Genomic DNA, 17,011 nt, shown 5'->3' with positions numbered 1-17,011 from the left:
AGAGCGCCTCCTATCTGGCCCGACCCGCCGCGCCTCTGTTCGCGAGCCGATCCGAGCCGGCGCGACGCAGCGGGACGGTCGACGAGAGCCGAACCGAGCCGGCACGACGCAGCGGGACGGTCGACGAGAGCCGAACCGAGCCGGCGCGACGCAGCGGGACGGTCGACGAGAGCCGAACCGAGCCGGCACGACCCGGTGGGACGGTCGACGAGAGCCGAACCGAGCCGGCACGACGCAGTGGGACGGTCGACGAGAGCCGAACCGAGCCGGCACGACCCGGTGGGACGGTCGACGAGAGCCGAACCGAGCCGGCGCGACCCGGTGGGACGGTTGACGAGAGCCGAGCCGAACCGAGCCGGCGCGACCCGGTGGGACGGTTGACGAGAGCCGAACCGAGCCGGCGCGACCCGGTGGGACGGTCGACGAGAGCCGAACCGAGCCGGCGCGACGCGGTGGGCCGGTGGCGGGGGCGGGCCGAGCCGGGCGGGGGTAACGGGGGGGCGTGAGCAGTTACTGGTTGGTGGCGGTGGTGATGTGGGTGAAGAGGGCGGGCTGGATGCGGGTGCGGAGGCCTTGGGACCAGGGGGTGTCGAGGTCTTCGATGTCGAGGGCGGCGGTGGTGTTGAGGAGCATGCCGAAGGCCAGGAAGGTTTTGACGGTGACCGGGTCGAGGCCGGTCGAGTCCGCGACGGTGTTCCACAGCTTGGCGAGGCGGGAGCGGACGAGGTCGCGGATCTCGTCGTCGCCGCAGGCTGCGAAGCCTTGGAGCTGGAGAAGGAGAGTGGTGCGGTCCGCCAGCATTTCGTAGTACTGCGAACCCATCGCAGCCAACGCGTCAACGCCTTCCGATCCACCCGCCACCGAGGACATACCGTCACTGAAGTGGTCGAAGGCAGCGCCGACGAGTTCGGCGAACAGTGCCTTCTTGGTGCCGAACATCCGGAACACGTACGTCTGCGTGATCCCCGCCTCACGCGCGATCGCCTCGACCGAGGCGCCGTGCAGACCGTGGTCGGCGAACTCGACAGCGGCGATTGCCAGCACCTGAGTACGCCGGTCAGATCCACTCATCCGGGAAGCCATGAGAATTAAGTTACCAGTTACTAACTACTAACTTATAGACTAGGAGCCGTGAGCGATGACACCTGGAAGGACCTGGTCGGACTGTTCGCCGACGGCGCCTACGGCTCCGTGAAGGGCCAAGTGCGGACCTATGTGATGCACCAGCAGTTGCTCGAACATCTCCCACCGCCGCCCGCCAGGGTCCTGGACGTCGGCGGTGGAGCGGGGCATCAATCGTTCCCGTTGGCCCAGGCCGGATATGAGGTGACGCTGCTCGATTCGTCACCGGCAATGCTGGACAAGGCACGACAACGGCTCGCACACCTGCCCACCAAGGACCGGGTGACCCTCCTGCAAGGCGACGGCGAGAAAGCTGCCGAAGCCGTCGATGGTCAGACGTACGACGCGGTCCTGTGCCACGGCGTACTCGGCTACCTCGCGGATCCGGAACCACTCCTCACCCAGCTCTGCCAGTGCACGAAGGAGGGCGGCATCGTCTCGATCATGTCTGGCAACGGCAGGACGGGAGCAGTCCGGCCGGCCCTGGAGCAGCGTTGGGCAGACGCATTGGAAGCATTCGACGCCACCCACGAGATTGGCGTACTAGGCGTCCCGACCCGCGGCGACACCGTCGAGAACCTCAGCGAACTCCTGAAGAAGAATGACGTAGAGCCCTTGCAGTGGTACGGCGTATGGCTGTTCACCGACTGGCTCGACTTCAGCGGAGTCGAACTCGATCCCGCCGACACCGAGAAGCTGCAGCAGATCGCCGCGGTAGAACTCGAAGCCAGCCGACGAGACCCCTACCGCCAACTCAGCCGCCCCTTCCACCTCGTCGGCCGCAAGGGCTAACGAGGGACCGGAATGGGCTCGCCGAGCACCCGGCCGGTCGCGGTGTCGATGGTGATCAGGGAGGCGGTGCCGTTCGCGGTGACGTACAGACGTTGGCGATCGGGGCTGAGCCCGATACCACCCGGACCGTCGACCGCGATCCGATCGGCGGCTGCGAGTGCCCCCGTGGTGGTGTCGACGATGGCGATCCCGCCCGCCGTCACCAAGGTCGCGTACAGCCGGCCTACCGCCGGTGCGATCGCAAGGTCCGCCACCTCGCTGCCGACGACGATCGGCGACCGAGTCGTGCCATCCGCCACATCGACGACGGCGATCTCGCCGGACTTGTCGGAGGTCAGGTAGAGCTGGTCCGAACCCGGGCTGACCGCGATGCCATGCGGAGGCCTGGCGACCCGGAGAGTGTGGTGTCTCGTCCTGCTGGCGGCATTGATGACGGTGATCGTGGACGAGGCCGCGTTCGCTACGTAGACCCGGCGGCCCGAGGTATCGGTGGCGAGGTTGATCGGCTGGTCGCCGACGGAGATCGTCTTGACCACCTTGCCGAGGGAGAGATCGAGGACGGAGACCGTGTCGTCACCGGCGTTGGCGACGTACGCGATCTCCTTCCCGGGCAACACGATGAGCGTCTGCGGATGCCTGCCGACCTTGATCGGCGGACCGACCGGCTTGTAGGTGGATCCGCTGATCCGGGTCACGGTGCTGGATCCGTAGTCGGCTGTGTAGATGGTGCCGGTGGTCCCGCTGACAGCCACACCGAGTGGTTTGCTGCCGACCGGAACCGTTGCTGTCAGCCGGCCGGTTCGCTCGTCTATCACCGACAACGTGTTCTCGTTCAGATGGGTCACGTAGATCTGCCGGTTGTCCGGGCTCACAGCCACGCCGTACAGAGCGGCATTTCCAACAGGCGCAACGCTGGTGGGTGGCGAGGTCGCCGGCGTGGTCGGGTCCTTGGCCGCCTCGCCCGAAGGGTGGTCACGAGTGCTGAAGATGACGGCGCCGATCGCGATCACTGCCACAACCGCCGCGACAACCGCCAGCAGCCGCCCCTTCCGGTACGCCGGTACGCCAGCCGGCCGCGGAGGGCCTGACCCGGGCGACGGGGCGCCCCGAGGAGGAGGGGGCGGCCCGGAAGGCCGGGGCTCGGGCGGCAGGGTAGGCCCCGAACGACCGGTGCTAATAGCCGACGGGCCAGGAGCAGTGGGGCCAGCGGGCGCAGTCGGAGCAGAGGACGGCGGGATGGCGAGCGTCGGTGGGTCGTCGTCGACGATGGGGATGTGGATGGTTGGCCGATCGGCTGGCCGGGGTCTCGGACCTGGTGGGGAGAACAGGACTGCTCCCAGCGCGATCGCGTGCTTGGGGTGCGTATCGAGCGCCGTCGGCGTCCCGAACCGGTTCTGCAGGAGATGACTCACCAACGGGATCCGCGAACTCCCGCCCACCAGGACGATCGCGGTCAACCGTTGCGGCGTAGTACCAGCGACCCGTAGAGCGCGAGCTGTCGCCTCCATCGTGTCCGTCAACGCCGGCTCGATCAGCGATTCCAGCTCGCCCCGCGTCAACCGCACCGACGTACTCCGTCCCGGCAACGTCACCGGAATCACCGTGTCGACGTCGACCGACAGAGCCTCCTTCGCCTCGACACAGTCCCGGCGAAGCCGCGTCAAAGCTGCCCGGGCAGCCGGCGCCTCGAGATCGGCAGCTCCCAGCGAGTCGAGGACGTGCCGGAAGACAGCTTCGTCGAAGTCGATCCCGCCGAGATGCTCGATCCCCTCCGGCGTACCGAGAATCTTGAACCCACCAAGGGTCTTCTCCAGCACACAGACGTCGAAGGTGCCGCCACCGAGGTCGTAGACGACGACCCGGCTGCCGCGATCGAGCCGCGCCTCGGCGGCGTACTGGATCGCGGCCGCCTGCGGCTCCGGACACGTCACGGCCGGACCGATATCGGCCAGCGCGATGATCTGGTCGAAGAACTCGCGCCGGTACGGTCCCCAGTTCGCCGGATGGGTCAGCACGATCTCGTCCGGCTCGGCTCCCCGGCGTTCGGTCGCTGCCGCCACCACCCAGGAGAGCAGCTTCGCCATCAGCACCTGGGCGGAGAACGGCGTACCGCCGACGATCAGCGGCACCGGATCACCCAGCCGCCGCTTGAACTCCCGGACCACCCGCGACGGGTCGCTCAGGCCACGTCGCTCGGCCGCTTCACCCACCAGGAACGAGCCGTCCTCCTGGAGATACAGGACGGAGGGAATCTGCAGCGCCCGATTCCCCAGGCCTACCATCGACGGCACGTCAGCCGACCTTTGACCGTCGCCCAACTCGAGGGCAGCCGCAGCGGTAAAGGTCGTCCCCAGATCGATGCCGAGTCGATACCCCAATTCCGTCTCCCCAGTTCAAAGGTTAAGTGCATCCAACAGCGAGTAGTAGCGGCCGAACTCACGTTCCAGCACCAGCCGGCCCAGCTTGCGGTATTCCTGCCCGACTGCCGCGATCACATCAGCCATCGACACCGGCTGCCCCGATTCCGCCGCCAGATAAGCAGCACTCACCGAAGCCGACCGAATGTTGCCTCCAGCAAGTTCAAAGGCTTCGGCGCAGAAGGACAAGTCAAGGTCATCACCCAACGGCAGCGGCGGCGCCAGACATTGCTGCCACAACCGAAGCCGCAGATCCGGTGTCGGCCCCGGGAAGTCGATGATCGCGTCGAGCCGCCGGGTGAAGGCGTCGTCGATATTCGCCCGCAGGTTCGTCGCCAGAATCGCCAACCCGTCAAAGCTTTCCAGCCGCTGCAGCAGATACGCACTCTCGATGTTCGCGTACCGGTCATGCGCATCACGAACATCGCTCCGCTTACCGAAGATCGCATCGGCCTCGTCGAAGAACAGCACGGCGTTCACCCCACCGGCCTCACTGAAGATCCGCTCCAGATTCTTCTCGGTCTCACCGACGTATTTGTCCACCACGGTCGCCAGATTCACCGTGTACAGATCAAGCCCGAGCTCAGTGGCGATCACCTCGGCCGACATCGTCTTCCCAGTCCCCGAATCCCCGGCAAACAAGGCAGTCACACCTCGCCCGCGACCGCCACCCCGCCGCATCCGCCAGTCCGTCAGCACCGTGTCGCGATGCCGCGCCCGAGCCGCCAACCCCTGCAACGCACGCCGTACAGCGGGCGCCAGCACGAGATCGTCCCACCCGACCTCGGGCTCGATCCGCCGCGCCAGCCGTTCGAGCCCGGCAGCATTCTGGGCCCGTACGCCGCGGCGCAGGTCGTCCGTGGTGATCGCAGTGCCGGCCAGCAGCGCCGAGGCCGCGGCCGTCTTGAACACGTTCCGCACCTGTCCCGGCCCCAACGCCAGATGCGCCGCCACAACCTCCGGATCAAGGTCAGCCGGAAGATGCTCCCGCCACAACGAGATCCGGTCCTGCGCACCGAGGACCGGCACGTCCACCGTCAACGGAGTCTCCGGGCTCCACCGCGGATCCCACGTCGTAGTACCGACGAACACCACGGGAACATCCCAGCGACTCAACCGGTGCAGCGATTCCAGCGACGCCTCGGCCAGAACCTCCACCGGACCGACGACCAGCCCCGCGTCCTGCAACAGAGCCTCCCGGCCGACGATCACCGCCAGGCCGAGCGGATCCGCATCGCGCGCCAGCAACCGAAGGTCCAGAGCAACCACGCCACGCCCGGCCGCCGCCAACGCCGCAGCCGCGATGGACTGCCCGGTACCGGCCTCGTGCTCGCGCAGATGAATCAGCCGTACGCCGGCCGCCAGGCTGCGCCCGAGATCAGCGCTCGCGTCGGACTTGTAGGCCGTGAGCTCCTCGAGCATCGGCACCAACCGATGATCGGGCAGGTCGTCCCCGAGCAGGTGAGCGGCGACCCGGTCCGGCACCCGGATCGCGCGGGTCAGGAACGGCCGCTCCGGGTCTTCCACGATCAGCAGACCACGATCCACCAGCGGCCCGCTCGCCATCAGCCGTCCCCGCGCGACCGACGACATCGACGAGGCGCCGGCGAGCTCCAAGGCGAGCCCGACACTCGGCCGCCGCCGGGTCACGTCGTCGTTGAGATAGCCGTAAAGCCGTTCGAACCGGCTGTCCAGATCGGGCAGCAACGCGATCACCAGAAGCTCGGTATCCAGGGCCGACAGCCCCGCGACGTCAGCCAGCCGCCGCAACCTGATGACGTTGCCTTCAGCAACGGTTAACGAGGCCGACTCCTCCAGAGCCACGGCAGCCGAATCGTCCACCACCGCCGTATGTGCCTGACCGCTGAGCAACCGATCGACGAGTTCGTCGTTCACGTACAACCCGCGGAAGGGATCGTCCATCGCCGGATCGTCGGCACGACGCCGCGCAACGAGCGCCCGGATCCGGTCCTCGACCAGACCCAGGCGCGCGAGCAGGTAGTCCAGCCCTTGGCTCACCCGATCTTCACCGGTCCTCACCCCGTCCTCTTCCGGGCCCGGCGCGGATTCGGTCGCTGCGGTTCGGAACGGCCACCGGCCTCTTCACGCGGCGGCCAGCCATCCGTGCCACCCATCGATACCCGAGGTGGTTGATCCACCAGCGTCGCAGCCTCGTAGACACGACCGGTCGGCGTCGGCGCGCAGACCACCAGATCCAGCGAAGGCTTGAGCTCGCCACCGAGCGCAGACCAGACATCCGCAAAGGAGCGGTCCTCCGGCGGCGGCAGAGCGATCGACACCGGCACAGACAGCGCCAGCTCAGCCAGCGGACCAGTGAGGAGGTCAGTAGGCAACGCCTCGTGCCGCAAGAAGCAGGAGAGCAGCCCGGACAACAGCCGGTGCTCGTCCTCGGGTCGCTGGGTCCATGCCGTCACCAGGTAGGACAGCTTGAAGTAGCGGGGAGGCAGGTGCCGAGCGGTGATCCGCTGCTCCTCGTCGTACTCGTTCAGCAGGCCGCGCTCCCGGCGACGCAGATCCTCGCGGATGTCATAGAGGTACACGTCGATCGTGGGCGCGTTGCGACGGCTGGACCATTCCTTGGTCGGCGCGTCGAACACCACTTCGACATCCCGCGCGCCGGTCGCTTCGCGCTGGATCAGGGCCTGCAGCGCCGAGTCCACCTCTTGGATCACACCTCCGAGTGTTCTGCTCCGGCAGCACGCGTCTGGAGCGGGCAGGGGTCGCGCCCGGGGCACCGTCGACTGCCCGATCGGGCAGATCGGGGTGCACCGGCAGGCAGGCGACGAGGCCTGCCGGAGGTACGGCGTACGGGCTTAGCCTGTGTGAGCGATGGAGTTGAGCCGATGGAGGACGGGGAGGGGCGCGTGACGGACCCAGTAGTGCGGCTGGAGACGACGCAGCTGAGCGTCGAGCCCGGCGGCCAGGCCCGGGCGGAGTTCACCGTGCTCAACCCGGGCACGATCGTCGAGAGCTACGCCCTGGACGTCGTGGGCGAGCAGCCGATCCCCTGGGCCCAGGTGATGCCTGCTGTGCTGTCCGTCTATCCACAGCAGCAGGAGACTGCGACTGTCATCTTCACCCCACCCACGGGTCCGACCGGGCCGGCTGGAACCGTGCCGTTCGGGATCCGGGCCAAGTCGCAGGTCGATCCGGCGAGCAGCGCGGTCGTGGAGGGGCAGCTGGAGATCGGCCAGGTGTTCGGGTTGCAGGCCAAGCTCACGCCGGTCACCTCCTCCGGGCGCTGGCGTGGGTTGCACACCATCCAGTTCAGCAACTGGGGCAACGCGCCTGCCCGGTTGCGGATCGTCGCCTCCGATCCTGACCAGGCGCTCGGGTTCCTGATCCGTCCCGAGGTCGTCGATGTACCGCTCGGCTCCACGGTGACCGCGCGGATCAAGGCCCGTACCCGCAAGCCGGTACTGCGCGGCTCGGCGTCCCGGCTGCCGTTCAAGGTGGTGGGCGAGCCCGATCCCCCGCGCCCGTTCGGCGTACCGGAGCCTGCCGGGGCAGACCCGTCGAGACCGGTGGTCGACGGAGCCTTCAACCAGAAGCCGATCTTGACTCGCGGCGTCATCACCGCGGCCACGGTCGCCGGAGCCGCACTGATCGGCGTACTGGCGTTCGCGCTGACCCGAGGCGGCGGTCCTGCGACGACACCGACCGGAGACGGTACGACGTTGCCTGCCAAGCCGGCGTTGACTGCGGCCGCAGCCGGTCCCGGCACGATCGCGCTCACCTGGCCGCAGGTGCCGAACATCGACTCGTATGCGCTCCACTATGTCGACCCGGCCGGGCACATCAACAAGTCCGAACGCGGCGTCGACGTGAAGCAGACCGCGAAGAACGTGACCGGGCTCAACCCCAGCACGAAGTACTGCTTCATGCTGAGCGCGATCAACGGCAAGCTCGAAGGTCCCCTGTCCGCCGCTGCCTGCGCAACGACTGCCCCGGCGCCGCCGCCATCCAGTACGCCGTCAGGCACGCCCACCAGCGCTCCGACGGGTGCACCCACCGGAGGACCTACCGGCGGGCCGAGTTCTGCACCGCCCAGCTCCGGTACGACGCAGTCCGGACCGCCGCCGGTCGTCGGCCCGGACACACCTGCGTTCACTCCTGCCGACGCGATCGCCGCCATCGAGATCTACCCCGGAGCGACCGGGATCGCCGAGCAGACGGCCAAGGACCTGATGGTTCAGTTGAAGAGCAGCGGCGTCGACGCGAAGGTGCTGCATGCAGCCGGTCAGTACCCGGGCATGGTCAAAGCCGATCGGAAGACGCCGATGGCTGACGACTGGGCTGTCTATGTGGGTCCAGCAGCTGCACCAGCTCAAGCAGCGGCCGTCTGTAAGTCCGCCAAGGTGCAGGCGATTCACAGCTCACCATGCATCACCTACCGACCTGCTGTGGCGCCCGGCTAGTGGGGACGCGAGAGCACAGTGATGCTGGTCATTGCTGTCAGGTTCTCAGCAGCATCGGGTCGTGCCGGGTAGGTAGCACCGACAGCGATCTGCAGCTGGTTGACCGGTACGCCGGTGTCGAGCTTGAGCTGCTGGAGATCGCTACTGTCCTTGAGCTGCAACTCGCTACAACGTCCCTCGTACATGACGAGCAGCACGCTCGGCCGGAACTGCAGTGGCCGCTTGGCATTCGCAGCAGGCAGCCCGGCGCGGATGTCCAACCGTCGTACGCGGACGGGATCCTTGAAGGACATGGTGATCATGCCCTTGGCCGCTTGCTTTCCACTGCAGCCGTCGAGTTGAGCAAAGTCAGCTGGGTTCCAGGCGGTCGCCCAGGCATCGTCGAGAGGTGCAGTGCCGAGCGCGAGAACGTTGTAGTCGGTGGCAACGGACTGGGCCGGCACTGCCTCGAACACGACCGGATCTACGGTCACCAGGGTGCCGCGTACGTCGTACAGGCGATCTTTGACCCAGCTCACCGGGTTCTTGCCGACTACGGACAAGACCACGAGGAGAGCGGCGAGTCCGCCGACTCCGACGATCACGCGGCGCCAGCGGTAGAGCGGAGGCAGGCTACGGCGGTACTCGCGACGCGCACGGCGGTCCTTGGGGTCCCAGAGTCGTTGCCACCAGCTCTGAGTGGGAACAGCGGAGAACGCTTGGGTTGTAGGCAGGCTGGGGCGCAACGCCTTGCCACACTTGCTGCAGAACCTGAGCGTCGCCGCATTCGGCACACCGCACTGGGGACAGGCGACCTCACCGGGCTTCGGACGCGCGGAGACATCCTCGTACTGCGGTATGCCGGCCGGCGTCGTCTGGCTGGTTGCTGTTTGGCGCGGCGTTTCGCCCGCCGACGTGGGGGTTCGGGCGGGACCTGGATGCTGAATCGCCACCGAGCTCGGCTCGCGCTGCTCCGCGGTCGCCTGGTCCCAGCCGAGGTAAACCCCGCAGTACAAGCAGAACGCCGACCCAGCCGGATTGCGCTCCCCGCACGCGGTGCAGACGTCCTCGATCATCGCCACCTCCCCCTCGCAGCTGATTATGGCACTAGCCTTTTGCTTACGAGGGTGACAACGACGGACGCCGGGGGGATCGGCAACCGATGATCAACTGCGACAACTGCGGGCGCGCCAACGACGATGGCGCCATCTTCTGCACGACCTGCAACCACTACCTAGCCTGGTCCGCCGACAAACCCAAGCCGCCCTCACCCGAGCCGACGCCGCCCGAGCCGGACCCCGAACCCACCCTGCCCGAGCGAGAAGAACTCACCCCCGACCCCAGCCCCGCGACAACGGCGGACACACCTCAGCCTGAAACTCCTGTGCCCTCCCGGCCTTCACCTCGTACTACAAGCACGCGGGCGCCGGCGAGTGTTGGTCAGCTGATTGCGGCTATCGATCAGGGGCGGACACTCACCAAAGAGCGGCGGCGGCCGGATCTGCGGGCGAAGTTGGAGAGTGCGAAGGCGAAGCTGGATTCGCGGACTGTGACAGCAGTTGTGGTGGGCGAGTTCAAGCGCGGCAAGAGCACCCTGGTGAACGCGTTGCTCCAGACGGCCGTCTGCCCGGTCGACGCCGACATCGTGACCGCGGTGCCGACGCTGGTCCGGTACGGCGAGCAGGCCGGCCTCACGGCGTACCGGCAGACCACCCCGGGCGAACCACCAGTCGGCTACCCGGCGCCACTCAACCAGATCGCGCAGCTCGTCTCCGAATCTCCCGACGCCAGCGAACAAGGCCGTCTGCAGTCAGTGACCGTCGAGGTCCCCCACCGCATGCTCCGCTCCGGCCTCAGCCTGCTGGACACCCCAGGGGTAGGCGGCCTCGACTCCGTACACGGCCAGCTCACCCTGGCCGCTCTAGCCCAAGCGGACGCCATCCTGTTCGTCACCGACGCAGCCCAAGAGCTCACAGCCCCAGAGCTCGAGTTCCTCAAGACAGCGATCACCCGCTGCCCAGCAGCAGCCCTAGTAATCACCAAGACCGACCTGTACGGCCACTGGCGCCGCATAGTCGAGCTGAACCGCACCCACCTAGCCAATGCCGGTCTAGACCTACCGATCCTCCCCGTGTCGTCCTTCCTCCGCCTACGCGCAACCCAGCGCCCAGAGCTCAACCAGGAGTCGGGATTCGCGCCACTAGTCGAGTTCCTCGCCACAGCAGTCGTAGTACCAGGTACGACGCGCGCAGCGGCCAGCATCGCGCAGGAGGTCGACTTCGTGGCGACCCAGCTCGCCCAGGAGTCGGACGCGGAGCGCGTAGTACTCAGCAAGCCGCAGAGCCGCCCAGAGGTCCTCACCAAACTTGCGAAAGCTCGTGACCAGGCAGCAGTACTCACCGCGCCCAGCGCTACCTGGCAGCAGACCCTGTCCGACGGCATCGCCGACCTCGTCGCCGACGTCGAGCACGATCTGCAGAGCCGCCTGCGTGCGGTGATGCGCGATGTCGAGACGATCATCGAGCAGGGCGATCCGAACGAGACCTGGACCGATACCGAGGTCTGGTTGCGCCGCCAGGTCGCCGTCGTCGGCGTCGCGAACCGCGACCTGCTGATCGAGCGGGCCCGCGGGCTGGGCGAACGGGTCGCCGAGGCGTTCGACCTGGAGGCAGGGACGGAGGTCGAGGTCGAACTCTCCCAGTTCAGCGCTGATCTCGATCAGCTCGAACTGGCGTCGGTCGCGAGCCTGTCGATGCCGGGCGGCCGGCTGCAGTCGCTGATGATGGCCGGCCGGACCGGCATCTTCGTCCCGATGATCGCGTTCAGCCTCGGTTCGCTGATCATGCCGCCGCTGGCCGTCGCCGGGATCGCGGCGACGCTCGGCGCGGGCATCGGCGGCAAGTTGCTGAAGGACGAACGCAAACGGCAGCGCACCTACCGCCAGCAGCAGGCGAAGGCCGCCGTCCGCCGGTACATCGACGAGGTCGCCTTCGTGATGAACAAGGACACCCGCGACAGCCTCCGCAAGACCCAGCGCCAGCTCCGCGACGACTTCCAGGAACGCGCCGGCCTGATCCACCGCTCCGCCACAGCTGCCCTGACAGCCGCCGACCGTACGGCAAAACTCGCCCCCGCCGAGCAGACCGCGAGAGCCGCCGAGCTGACGGTCGAAGGCGACCGGCTGAGGTCCATGCGCTCCGGCCTCCGCGAGGTCGCCCTAGCGGGCTCGGGAGGTGCAAAGAGATGAGTGACGAGCTTTCCGCCAGCATTCTCGACGTCATCGACCGAGCGCAGCAGGCGGCCGGGACCGACAGTGAACGCAAGCAGCTCGACGAGATTCGCGAGCGGCTGACCGGCCCGCTCCGGCTCGCCATCGCCGGCAAGGTGAAAGCCGGCAAGTCCACCCTCCTGAACGCCTTGCTGGGCGAGGAACTAGCCCCGACCGACGCCGGCGAGTGCACCCAGATCGTCACCTGGTACGCCCTCGACGACCGCCCGCACGCCACGCTCTACCCCCTCGACGGCGAGCCGCGCGAACGCCCGTACGACCGCGACGGCGGCGCCCTCCAGGTCGACCTCGGCGGACTGAAACCGGCCGACGTCGACCACCTCGAGATCGGCTGGCCGACCAGCCGGCTGCGCGAACTGACCATCCTCGACACCCCCGGCATCGCCTCGATCTCGGCCGACGTGTCCGCGCGCACCCAACGCGTGCTGGCGGCCGACGACGGCCGCGTGCCGGTCGCGGACGCGATCCTCTACCTGCTGAGGCACACCCACTCCAGCGACATCCGGTTCCTCGAGTCGTTCCACGACGACGAACTGGCGCACGGTACGCCGATGAACGCGATCGGCGTCCTCTCCCGCGCCGACGAGATCGGCTCCTGCCGGCTCGACTCGATGGAGGTCGCCGAGCGGGTCGCCAAACGCTACGAGGCCGAGCCGCGCCTGCATCGGTTGTGCCCGGTGATCGTGCCGGTCAACGGGCTCCTCGGTCATACCGCGACCACCTTGCGCGAAGCGGAGTACGCGATGCTGGCAGCGATCGCCGCGGCGCCCGTCGAGGAAGTCACCGAACTGCTGCTCACCGCCGACCGATTCGCGACGACGCCGAGCGGCCTGCCGGTCACCGAGCTCGAACGCGAACACCTGCTGGGGCGACTCGGTCTGTACGGCGTACGCCTCAGTGTCGAGCTGATTCGCAGCGGCGTCGCCTCGACCTCGTCCGAGCTCAGCACCGAGCTGAGCGAACGCAGCGGACTGAACCGGCTCCGCGCGATCCTGGTGCGCCAGTTCGAGGCGCGCAGCCGGGTGCTCAAGGCGTACTCCGCCGTCGCGGCGCTCGCCGACCTCCTATGCTCCGGCAACTTCGAGCCCGCACTCCAATCGCGCGTCGAAGAGATCAGCGCCGGCGCCCACGAGTTCCAGGAGATCCGCCTCCTGTCCGATCTCAGATCTGGCGGCGTCACCCTCAAACCCGAGCGCGCCGAACAACTCGATCGCCTGCTGGGCGGCTCCGGCCACGCCCCCACCGCGCGCCTCGGCCTCCCCGACGACGCACCCGCGGACGCCGTACGGCAAGCAGCGCTCGCTGCTCTGTCTTCCTGGCAAGGCTTCGCCACCCACCCGCTCACCAGCCGGCCGGCCCAACTGGCCGCCCGGGTAGCGACCCGAACTCTGGAAGGCCTGCTCGCATAAGGAGATTGTGGAGCGGTTGTAGAACCTCTGTTGAGGGCGGTTTGGGACGGTAAGAGCCTTGTCCTTGGGGAGGGGTTCCGATGAGTGTGCCGATCTTGACCTACGTCCATGGGAGTGACCCGATCTCGCGGGCGGGGGTGATCAGCCAGCTCCGGGCCCGGCCCGAGATCCGCCTCGTCAACGAGATGGAGGTGGACGAGGCCGCCGTCGCGCTCGTCGTCACCGACGTCCTCGACGAGGAGACGGCCCGCGCGATGCGAGCCCTCCGGCGCGGCGACCGCCCGCGGTTGCTGCTGGTCGCGACCGTGCTGGACGAGGCGGCGCTCGTGGTGGCGGCAGAGATCGGGGTCGGTGGGTTGCTGCGCCGGATCGACGCGACTCCCGATGCCCTGGTCCGGACGATCACCCGGGTCGCGACCGGCGACGGTGAGATCCCGCCCGACCTGCTCGGCAGGCTGATGGAACAACTCGGCCGGCTGCAGCGCCAGGTGCTCGCGCCGCGCGGTCTGACCTTCACCGGTCTGAGTCCGCGCGAGGTCGACGTACTACGTCTCGTCGCGGACGGTCTCGACACCGGCGAGATCGCCGACACCCTCAACTACAGCGAACGCACCGTGAAGAACGTGCTCCACGAACTCACCACACGCCTCCAACTCCGCAACCGCTCACACGCGGTGGCGTACGCCGTACGGGAAGGACTGATCTAGGCGTCAGTTGCCAGCCGTGCGTGGAGGTGGGAGTCGTGGCGGCGGCCGGTGGCTTCGACGTAGTAGTCGCGCATGGTGCCTTCGAGAAGGAAGCCGGCGGCCGAGGCGACTCGGCAGGAGCCCTCGTTGATCAACGCGTGGTCGAGGGACAGCCGGTGCAGGCCAAGTCCGTCTGGGGCGAAGGCCCAACCCGCAGCCGCGTTGAGCGCGCGGGTGGCGATCCGGCGACCGCGGGCCGCCGGGCTGACCCAGTAGGCGCAGACTGCCTGGTCGGGGATCCGGTTCACGTCCCGGAGGGTGACCGAGCCCAGCAGTTGATCCGAAGCAGCATCGACGACCGCGAAGACCGCGTTTCCGCGCGACCAGCTGTCGATCCGGGTTTCGAGCCACTTGGCCGCGCGCTGAGGAGCCGGGGTCCGGAGTACCGCAGTACCGGCTGTCCAGCGGAGGATGCCGGGATCCTCCAGCGCGACCGCCACAGCCGGTTCGTCGCCGACCGTGAACGGGCGCAGCACCAGCTCGTCGACCGTGAGCCGACGAGCTTCCAGCGCTGGCAAGTCCTACTGCTTGTGGGGCTCGTTGACGTGCATCATCGGCGCCAGATGCGCGTGCGCGCCGAGCTGCTGTACGCCGGTGACGAGCCCGCCGGCCAGATCACCGGTGGCGAACGAGGTCTGCATCGCGAGCGCGGCCAGGCCTGCCTCGGTGTCGGACAGCTGACGCCGCGCCTGCGCACCGGTGACGATCTCCAGCCGGCGACCGGCCGGGTCGACGTACACCAGGACGCTGTGGTCCGGGTCCGGCAGCTCGTTCAGCAGTTCGAGGGCGAACGGGCGGGTCTCGGAGTCGGCGCCGCCGACGTACACGGAGAAGTGCAGCCCCGAGCTGGCCTCGGCGTTGCGGACCGCGCGCTCGATGTCGTAGAGCTGGTCCGGGGTGAATGCGTCACCAGCTGGCACTTGCGCCTCCGGTCGTCCGGGCGACACCGGTGGCGGTGGTCGCGGGGGTGTTGCCGGCCGGCAACTCGGGCAGGTTCGCCGGGTTCGGCTTCAGCGGCTCGGGGCCGCCGATCCAGACCGGCGGAGCCCACCAGGACAGGCCCGGACGGTAGCGCGGACCACTCGCGATCGAGGACGCGAACACGAGCAGCGCCACCACCGCGACGACCAGCGCGGGGATGCCGACGAACACCAGCAAGGTGTGGCCGGAGAGCAATGGAGTCACGACCAGAAGACTAGCCCCACGCCTCTGTGCCTGCCCCAAGACCCCAGGACAGGCACAGAGTTCGTACTACGTGCGCTCAGCAGCGCCGCAGCTGCTTCTTCAGCAGCCGCCGCAGTTGTAGTACGTGATGTCCCAGTGGCTGCCTTCGTCGGCGTAGATGTTGCCCGACGCAGCCTGCCACTGCGCATAGCCGTCAGCTCGGTTGGCGATCCGGGTGAAGTTGTTGTGGATGTAGTTCCCGACGCAGGTGTACTTGCTGATGTCCACCTTGTAGCCGTTGTAGTGGCTGTAGGTCCCGGAGGCGTGGCCGACCTCGGTTCCACCGGTGATGTTGATCGCGCACCCACTCGCCTGCTTCAGCGTGCGGACGCCGTACGCCGTGCTCTGGTTGATCTGCTCGAACGAGGTGCACGTCGAGTTCGACCGGGTCGTGCACCCGCCCGACGAGGACCAGGTGATGCCGGCGGCGCGGAAGATCGACTCGGCCTGAGCCTGGGTCAGTTTGGTGACGGCCGACGCCTGCTCGATCGCGATCACGCCGGGCAGCAGCCCGACGATCAGTGCGACGACGGGCACGACGACGCGGCGGAGAACGGATTTCATGGGCGGCACTCCTTGAAACGTTGGGGCGGAAGGTTTCAAGGAGTGCCTTGCCCAGGAAAATTACTAACCAAACCTGACATCCGAGCACTGGTAGAAGGCGTTCGCCGTGTCGGCGATGGTCCAGACCGCCAGGATCATGTGCCGGCCGCTCCGGTTCGGCAACCGGCCCGAGTGCGACACCTCCGTCCCCGGCCGGGCACCGTTGAACGGCACGGTGAGGAACGGCACGAGCTCGAGCTGGGCCCGGGTGAGCGGCTGATTCGGGCTCCAGTTCGCCTTCGTGACGTAGTACTTGAAGTCGGTGGTGGCGTGGGCGGCCGTCAGATGCCACCGGAAGGTGTAGGTCGCACCAGAGGTCAGCGCGGTGGCCGGCCAGGCACCGTTGCGCTGATCGTCCAACTGGGCGAACTGGGACAGGCCTGCGGAGCAGAGCTTGCCATCAGCCGGTCCGGCACCGGGGAAGCCCTTGGGCCCTTCGGTGCTCTGCGGCTCGTACTGGATCTGACCACAGTTCTGGACGACCCGGTCCGCGCAGAACTTGGCGCGGCTGGTCGGCGAGGTGGTGTAGCCATGGCCGTAGGCGAGCGGGATCGACGTGCTGACTGTCAGCGCCAGGGCGCCGACAGCGATTCCGGCCATGCTGAGTTTGCGTGTTCGCTGCATGCGGACACTCCTTCTTCTTCCCGTGGTGCGTGGGGGCGGCAGGAATGGAAGGAAGGCGCCTTCGGTGGCAATAGATAACAACCGTTCGAATCTATTGTCAACGGCTCAGCCCCGGATTTTCTGACTTTCCGTGATCTCAGCAGCACGGACCGCGACAGACACGATGGGTGACCACGCTCACCGGCGCCGCCGGCAGTAGGTTTCATTTCTGGTCTATGCCGCAGCTCGGCCGAATGAGCGTAGCGAGCCGTTCAAATACCCAGGAAATAACAAACTGAACAATTCTCCACAATGTATTTCGTTCACAGTTAATACTGTCGCGAAACAATTCGAAGGCTACCTCAGGACACCGTCACACAATCGGCCC

At 67.6% G+C, this 17,011-nt stretch carries 15 protein-coding genes; 5 read left to right on the top strand and 10 right to left on the bottom strand.

Going from position 1 to position 17,011, the window contains the following annotated elements; genetic code table 11:
- Nucleotides 1-510 precede the first annotated feature (510 nt).
- Complete coding sequence (locus ABZ004_RS18495) at nt 511-1,071, bottom strand: TetR/AcrR family transcriptional regulator (RefSeq protein ID WP_355681088.1); 561 nt, start codon at nt 1,069-1,071, stop codon at nt 511-513.
- Between the two features lie 60 nt (nt 1,072-1,131).
- On the opposite strand from ABZ004_RS18495, the gene ABZ004_RS18490 reads away from it, so the two are divergent.
- On the top strand, nt 1,132-1,914 hold the full coding sequence (locus tag ABZ004_RS18490; RefSeq protein ID WP_355681087.1) for a methyltransferase: 783 nt from the start codon (nt 1,132-1,134) through the stop codon (nt 1,912-1,914).
- Here the strand turns inward: ABZ004_RS18490 and ABZ004_RS18485 are convergent.
- The 3 genes from ABZ004_RS18485 to ABZ004_RS18475 form a co-directional block, all read right to left on the bottom strand.
- Nucleotides 1,911-4,196: an Hsp70 family protein gene (locus ABZ004_RS18485; protein WP_355681092.1), complete on the bottom strand. Its 2,286-nt coding sequence runs from the start codon at nt 4,194-4,196 to the stop codon at nt 1,911-1,913. The genes ABZ004_RS18490 and ABZ004_RS18485 overlap by 4 nt on opposite strands.
- Nucleotides 4,197-4,307: 111 nt before the next feature.
- The gene (locus ABZ004_RS18480; protein ID WP_355681086.1) at nt 4,308-6,371 is read right to left on the bottom strand and encodes an ATP-binding protein; all 2,064 of its coding nucleotides are present in this window, start codon (nt 6,369-6,371) and stop codon (nt 4,308-4,310) included.
- Complete coding sequence (locus tag ABZ004_RS18475) at nt 6,368-7,024, bottom strand: DUF4255 domain-containing protein (RefSeq protein ID WP_355681085.1); 657 nt, start codon at nt 7,022-7,024, stop codon at nt 6,368-6,370. Before ABZ004_RS18475 ends, ABZ004_RS18480 begins: the two co-directional genes overlap by 4 nt.
- Before the next feature lie 192 nt (nt 7,025-7,216).
- Here ABZ004_RS18475 and ABZ004_RS18470 point away from each other — a divergent pair, with 192 nt between their 5' ends.
- On the top strand, nt 7,217-8,770 hold the full coding sequence (locus tag ABZ004_RS18470; protein WP_355681084.1) for a fibronectin type III domain-containing protein: 1,554 nt from the start codon (nt 7,217-7,219) through the stop codon (nt 8,768-8,770).
- Here ABZ004_RS18470 and ABZ004_RS18465 read toward each other — a convergent pair.
- The gene (locus tag ABZ004_RS18465; RefSeq protein WP_355681083.1) at nt 8,767-9,825 is read right to left on the bottom strand and encodes a hypothetical protein; all 1,059 of its coding nucleotides are present in this window, start codon (nt 9,823-9,825) and stop codon (nt 8,767-8,769) included. The genes ABZ004_RS18470 and ABZ004_RS18465 overlap by 4 nt on opposite strands.
- An 86-nt stretch (nt 9,826-9,911) precedes the next feature.
- Here ABZ004_RS18465 and ABZ004_RS18460 point away from each other — a divergent pair, with 86 nt between their 5' ends.
- From ABZ004_RS18460 to ABZ004_RS18450, 3 genes are all read left to right on the top strand, one after another.
- Nucleotides 9,912-11,996, top strand: a complete 2,085-nt coding sequence (locus ABZ004_RS18460) for a dynamin family protein (RefSeq protein WP_355681082.1) — start codon at nt 9,912-9,914, stop codon at nt 11,994-11,996.
- Entirely contained in the window at nt 11,993-13,447 is a 1,455-nt protein-coding gene (locus ABZ004_RS18455; RefSeq protein ID WP_355681081.1) for a dynamin family protein, read from the top strand. Before ABZ004_RS18460 ends, ABZ004_RS18455 begins: the two co-directional genes overlap by 4 nt.
- Before the next feature lie 80 nt (nt 13,448-13,527).
- The gene (locus tag ABZ004_RS18450) at nt 13,528-14,154 is read left to right on the top strand and encodes a response regulator transcription factor (RefSeq protein WP_355681080.1); all 627 of its coding nucleotides are present in this window, start codon (nt 13,528-13,530) and stop codon (nt 14,152-14,154) included.
- Here ABZ004_RS18450 and ABZ004_RS18445 read toward each other — a convergent pair.
- The 5 genes from ABZ004_RS18445 to ABZ004_RS18425 all read right to left on the bottom strand — a co-directional run bounded on the left by ABZ004_RS18445 (nt 14,151) and on the right by ABZ004_RS18425 (nt 16,644).
- Nucleotides 14,151-14,711: a GNAT family protein gene (locus ABZ004_RS18445; RefSeq protein WP_355681079.1), complete on the bottom strand. Its 561-nt coding sequence runs from the start codon at nt 14,709-14,711 to the stop codon at nt 14,151-14,153. The genes ABZ004_RS18450 and ABZ004_RS18445 overlap by 4 nt on opposite strands.
- 3 nt (nt 14,712-14,714) lie before the next feature.
- Nucleotides 14,715-15,113 carry a DUF5130 family protein gene (locus ABZ004_RS18440; protein WP_355681078.1) on the bottom strand — a complete coding sequence of 133 codons (399 nt, stop codon included), beginning with the start codon at nt 15,111-15,113 and terminating at the stop codon, nt 14,715-14,717.
- Nucleotides 15,100-15,378: a hypothetical protein gene (locus ABZ004_RS18435; RefSeq protein ID WP_355681077.1), complete on the bottom strand. Its 279-nt coding sequence runs from the start codon at nt 15,376-15,378 to the stop codon at nt 15,100-15,102. Before ABZ004_RS18435 ends, ABZ004_RS18440 begins: the two co-directional genes overlap by 14 nt.
- A 99-nt stretch (nt 15,379-15,477) precedes the next feature.
- On the bottom strand, nt 15,478-15,981 hold the full coding sequence (locus ABZ004_RS18430) for a hypothetical protein (RefSeq protein WP_355681076.1): 504 nt from the start codon (nt 15,979-15,981) through the stop codon (nt 15,478-15,480).
- Between the two features lie 63 nt (nt 15,982-16,044).
- Nucleotides 16,045-16,644: a lytic polysaccharide monooxygenase gene (locus tag ABZ004_RS18425; protein ID WP_355681075.1), complete on the bottom strand. Its 600-nt coding sequence runs from the start codon at nt 16,642-16,644 to the stop codon at nt 16,045-16,047.
- Between the last annotated feature and the right edge of the window lie 367 nt (nt 16,645-17,011).

The sequence above is a fragment of the Kribbella sp. NPDC006257 genome (genome assembly GCF_040613535.1).
Taxonomy (GTDB): Bacteria; Actinomycetota; Actinomycetes; order Propionibacteriales; family Kribbellaceae; genus Kribbella.
This window is presented reverse-complemented; position numbering and strand designations above follow the sequence as displayed.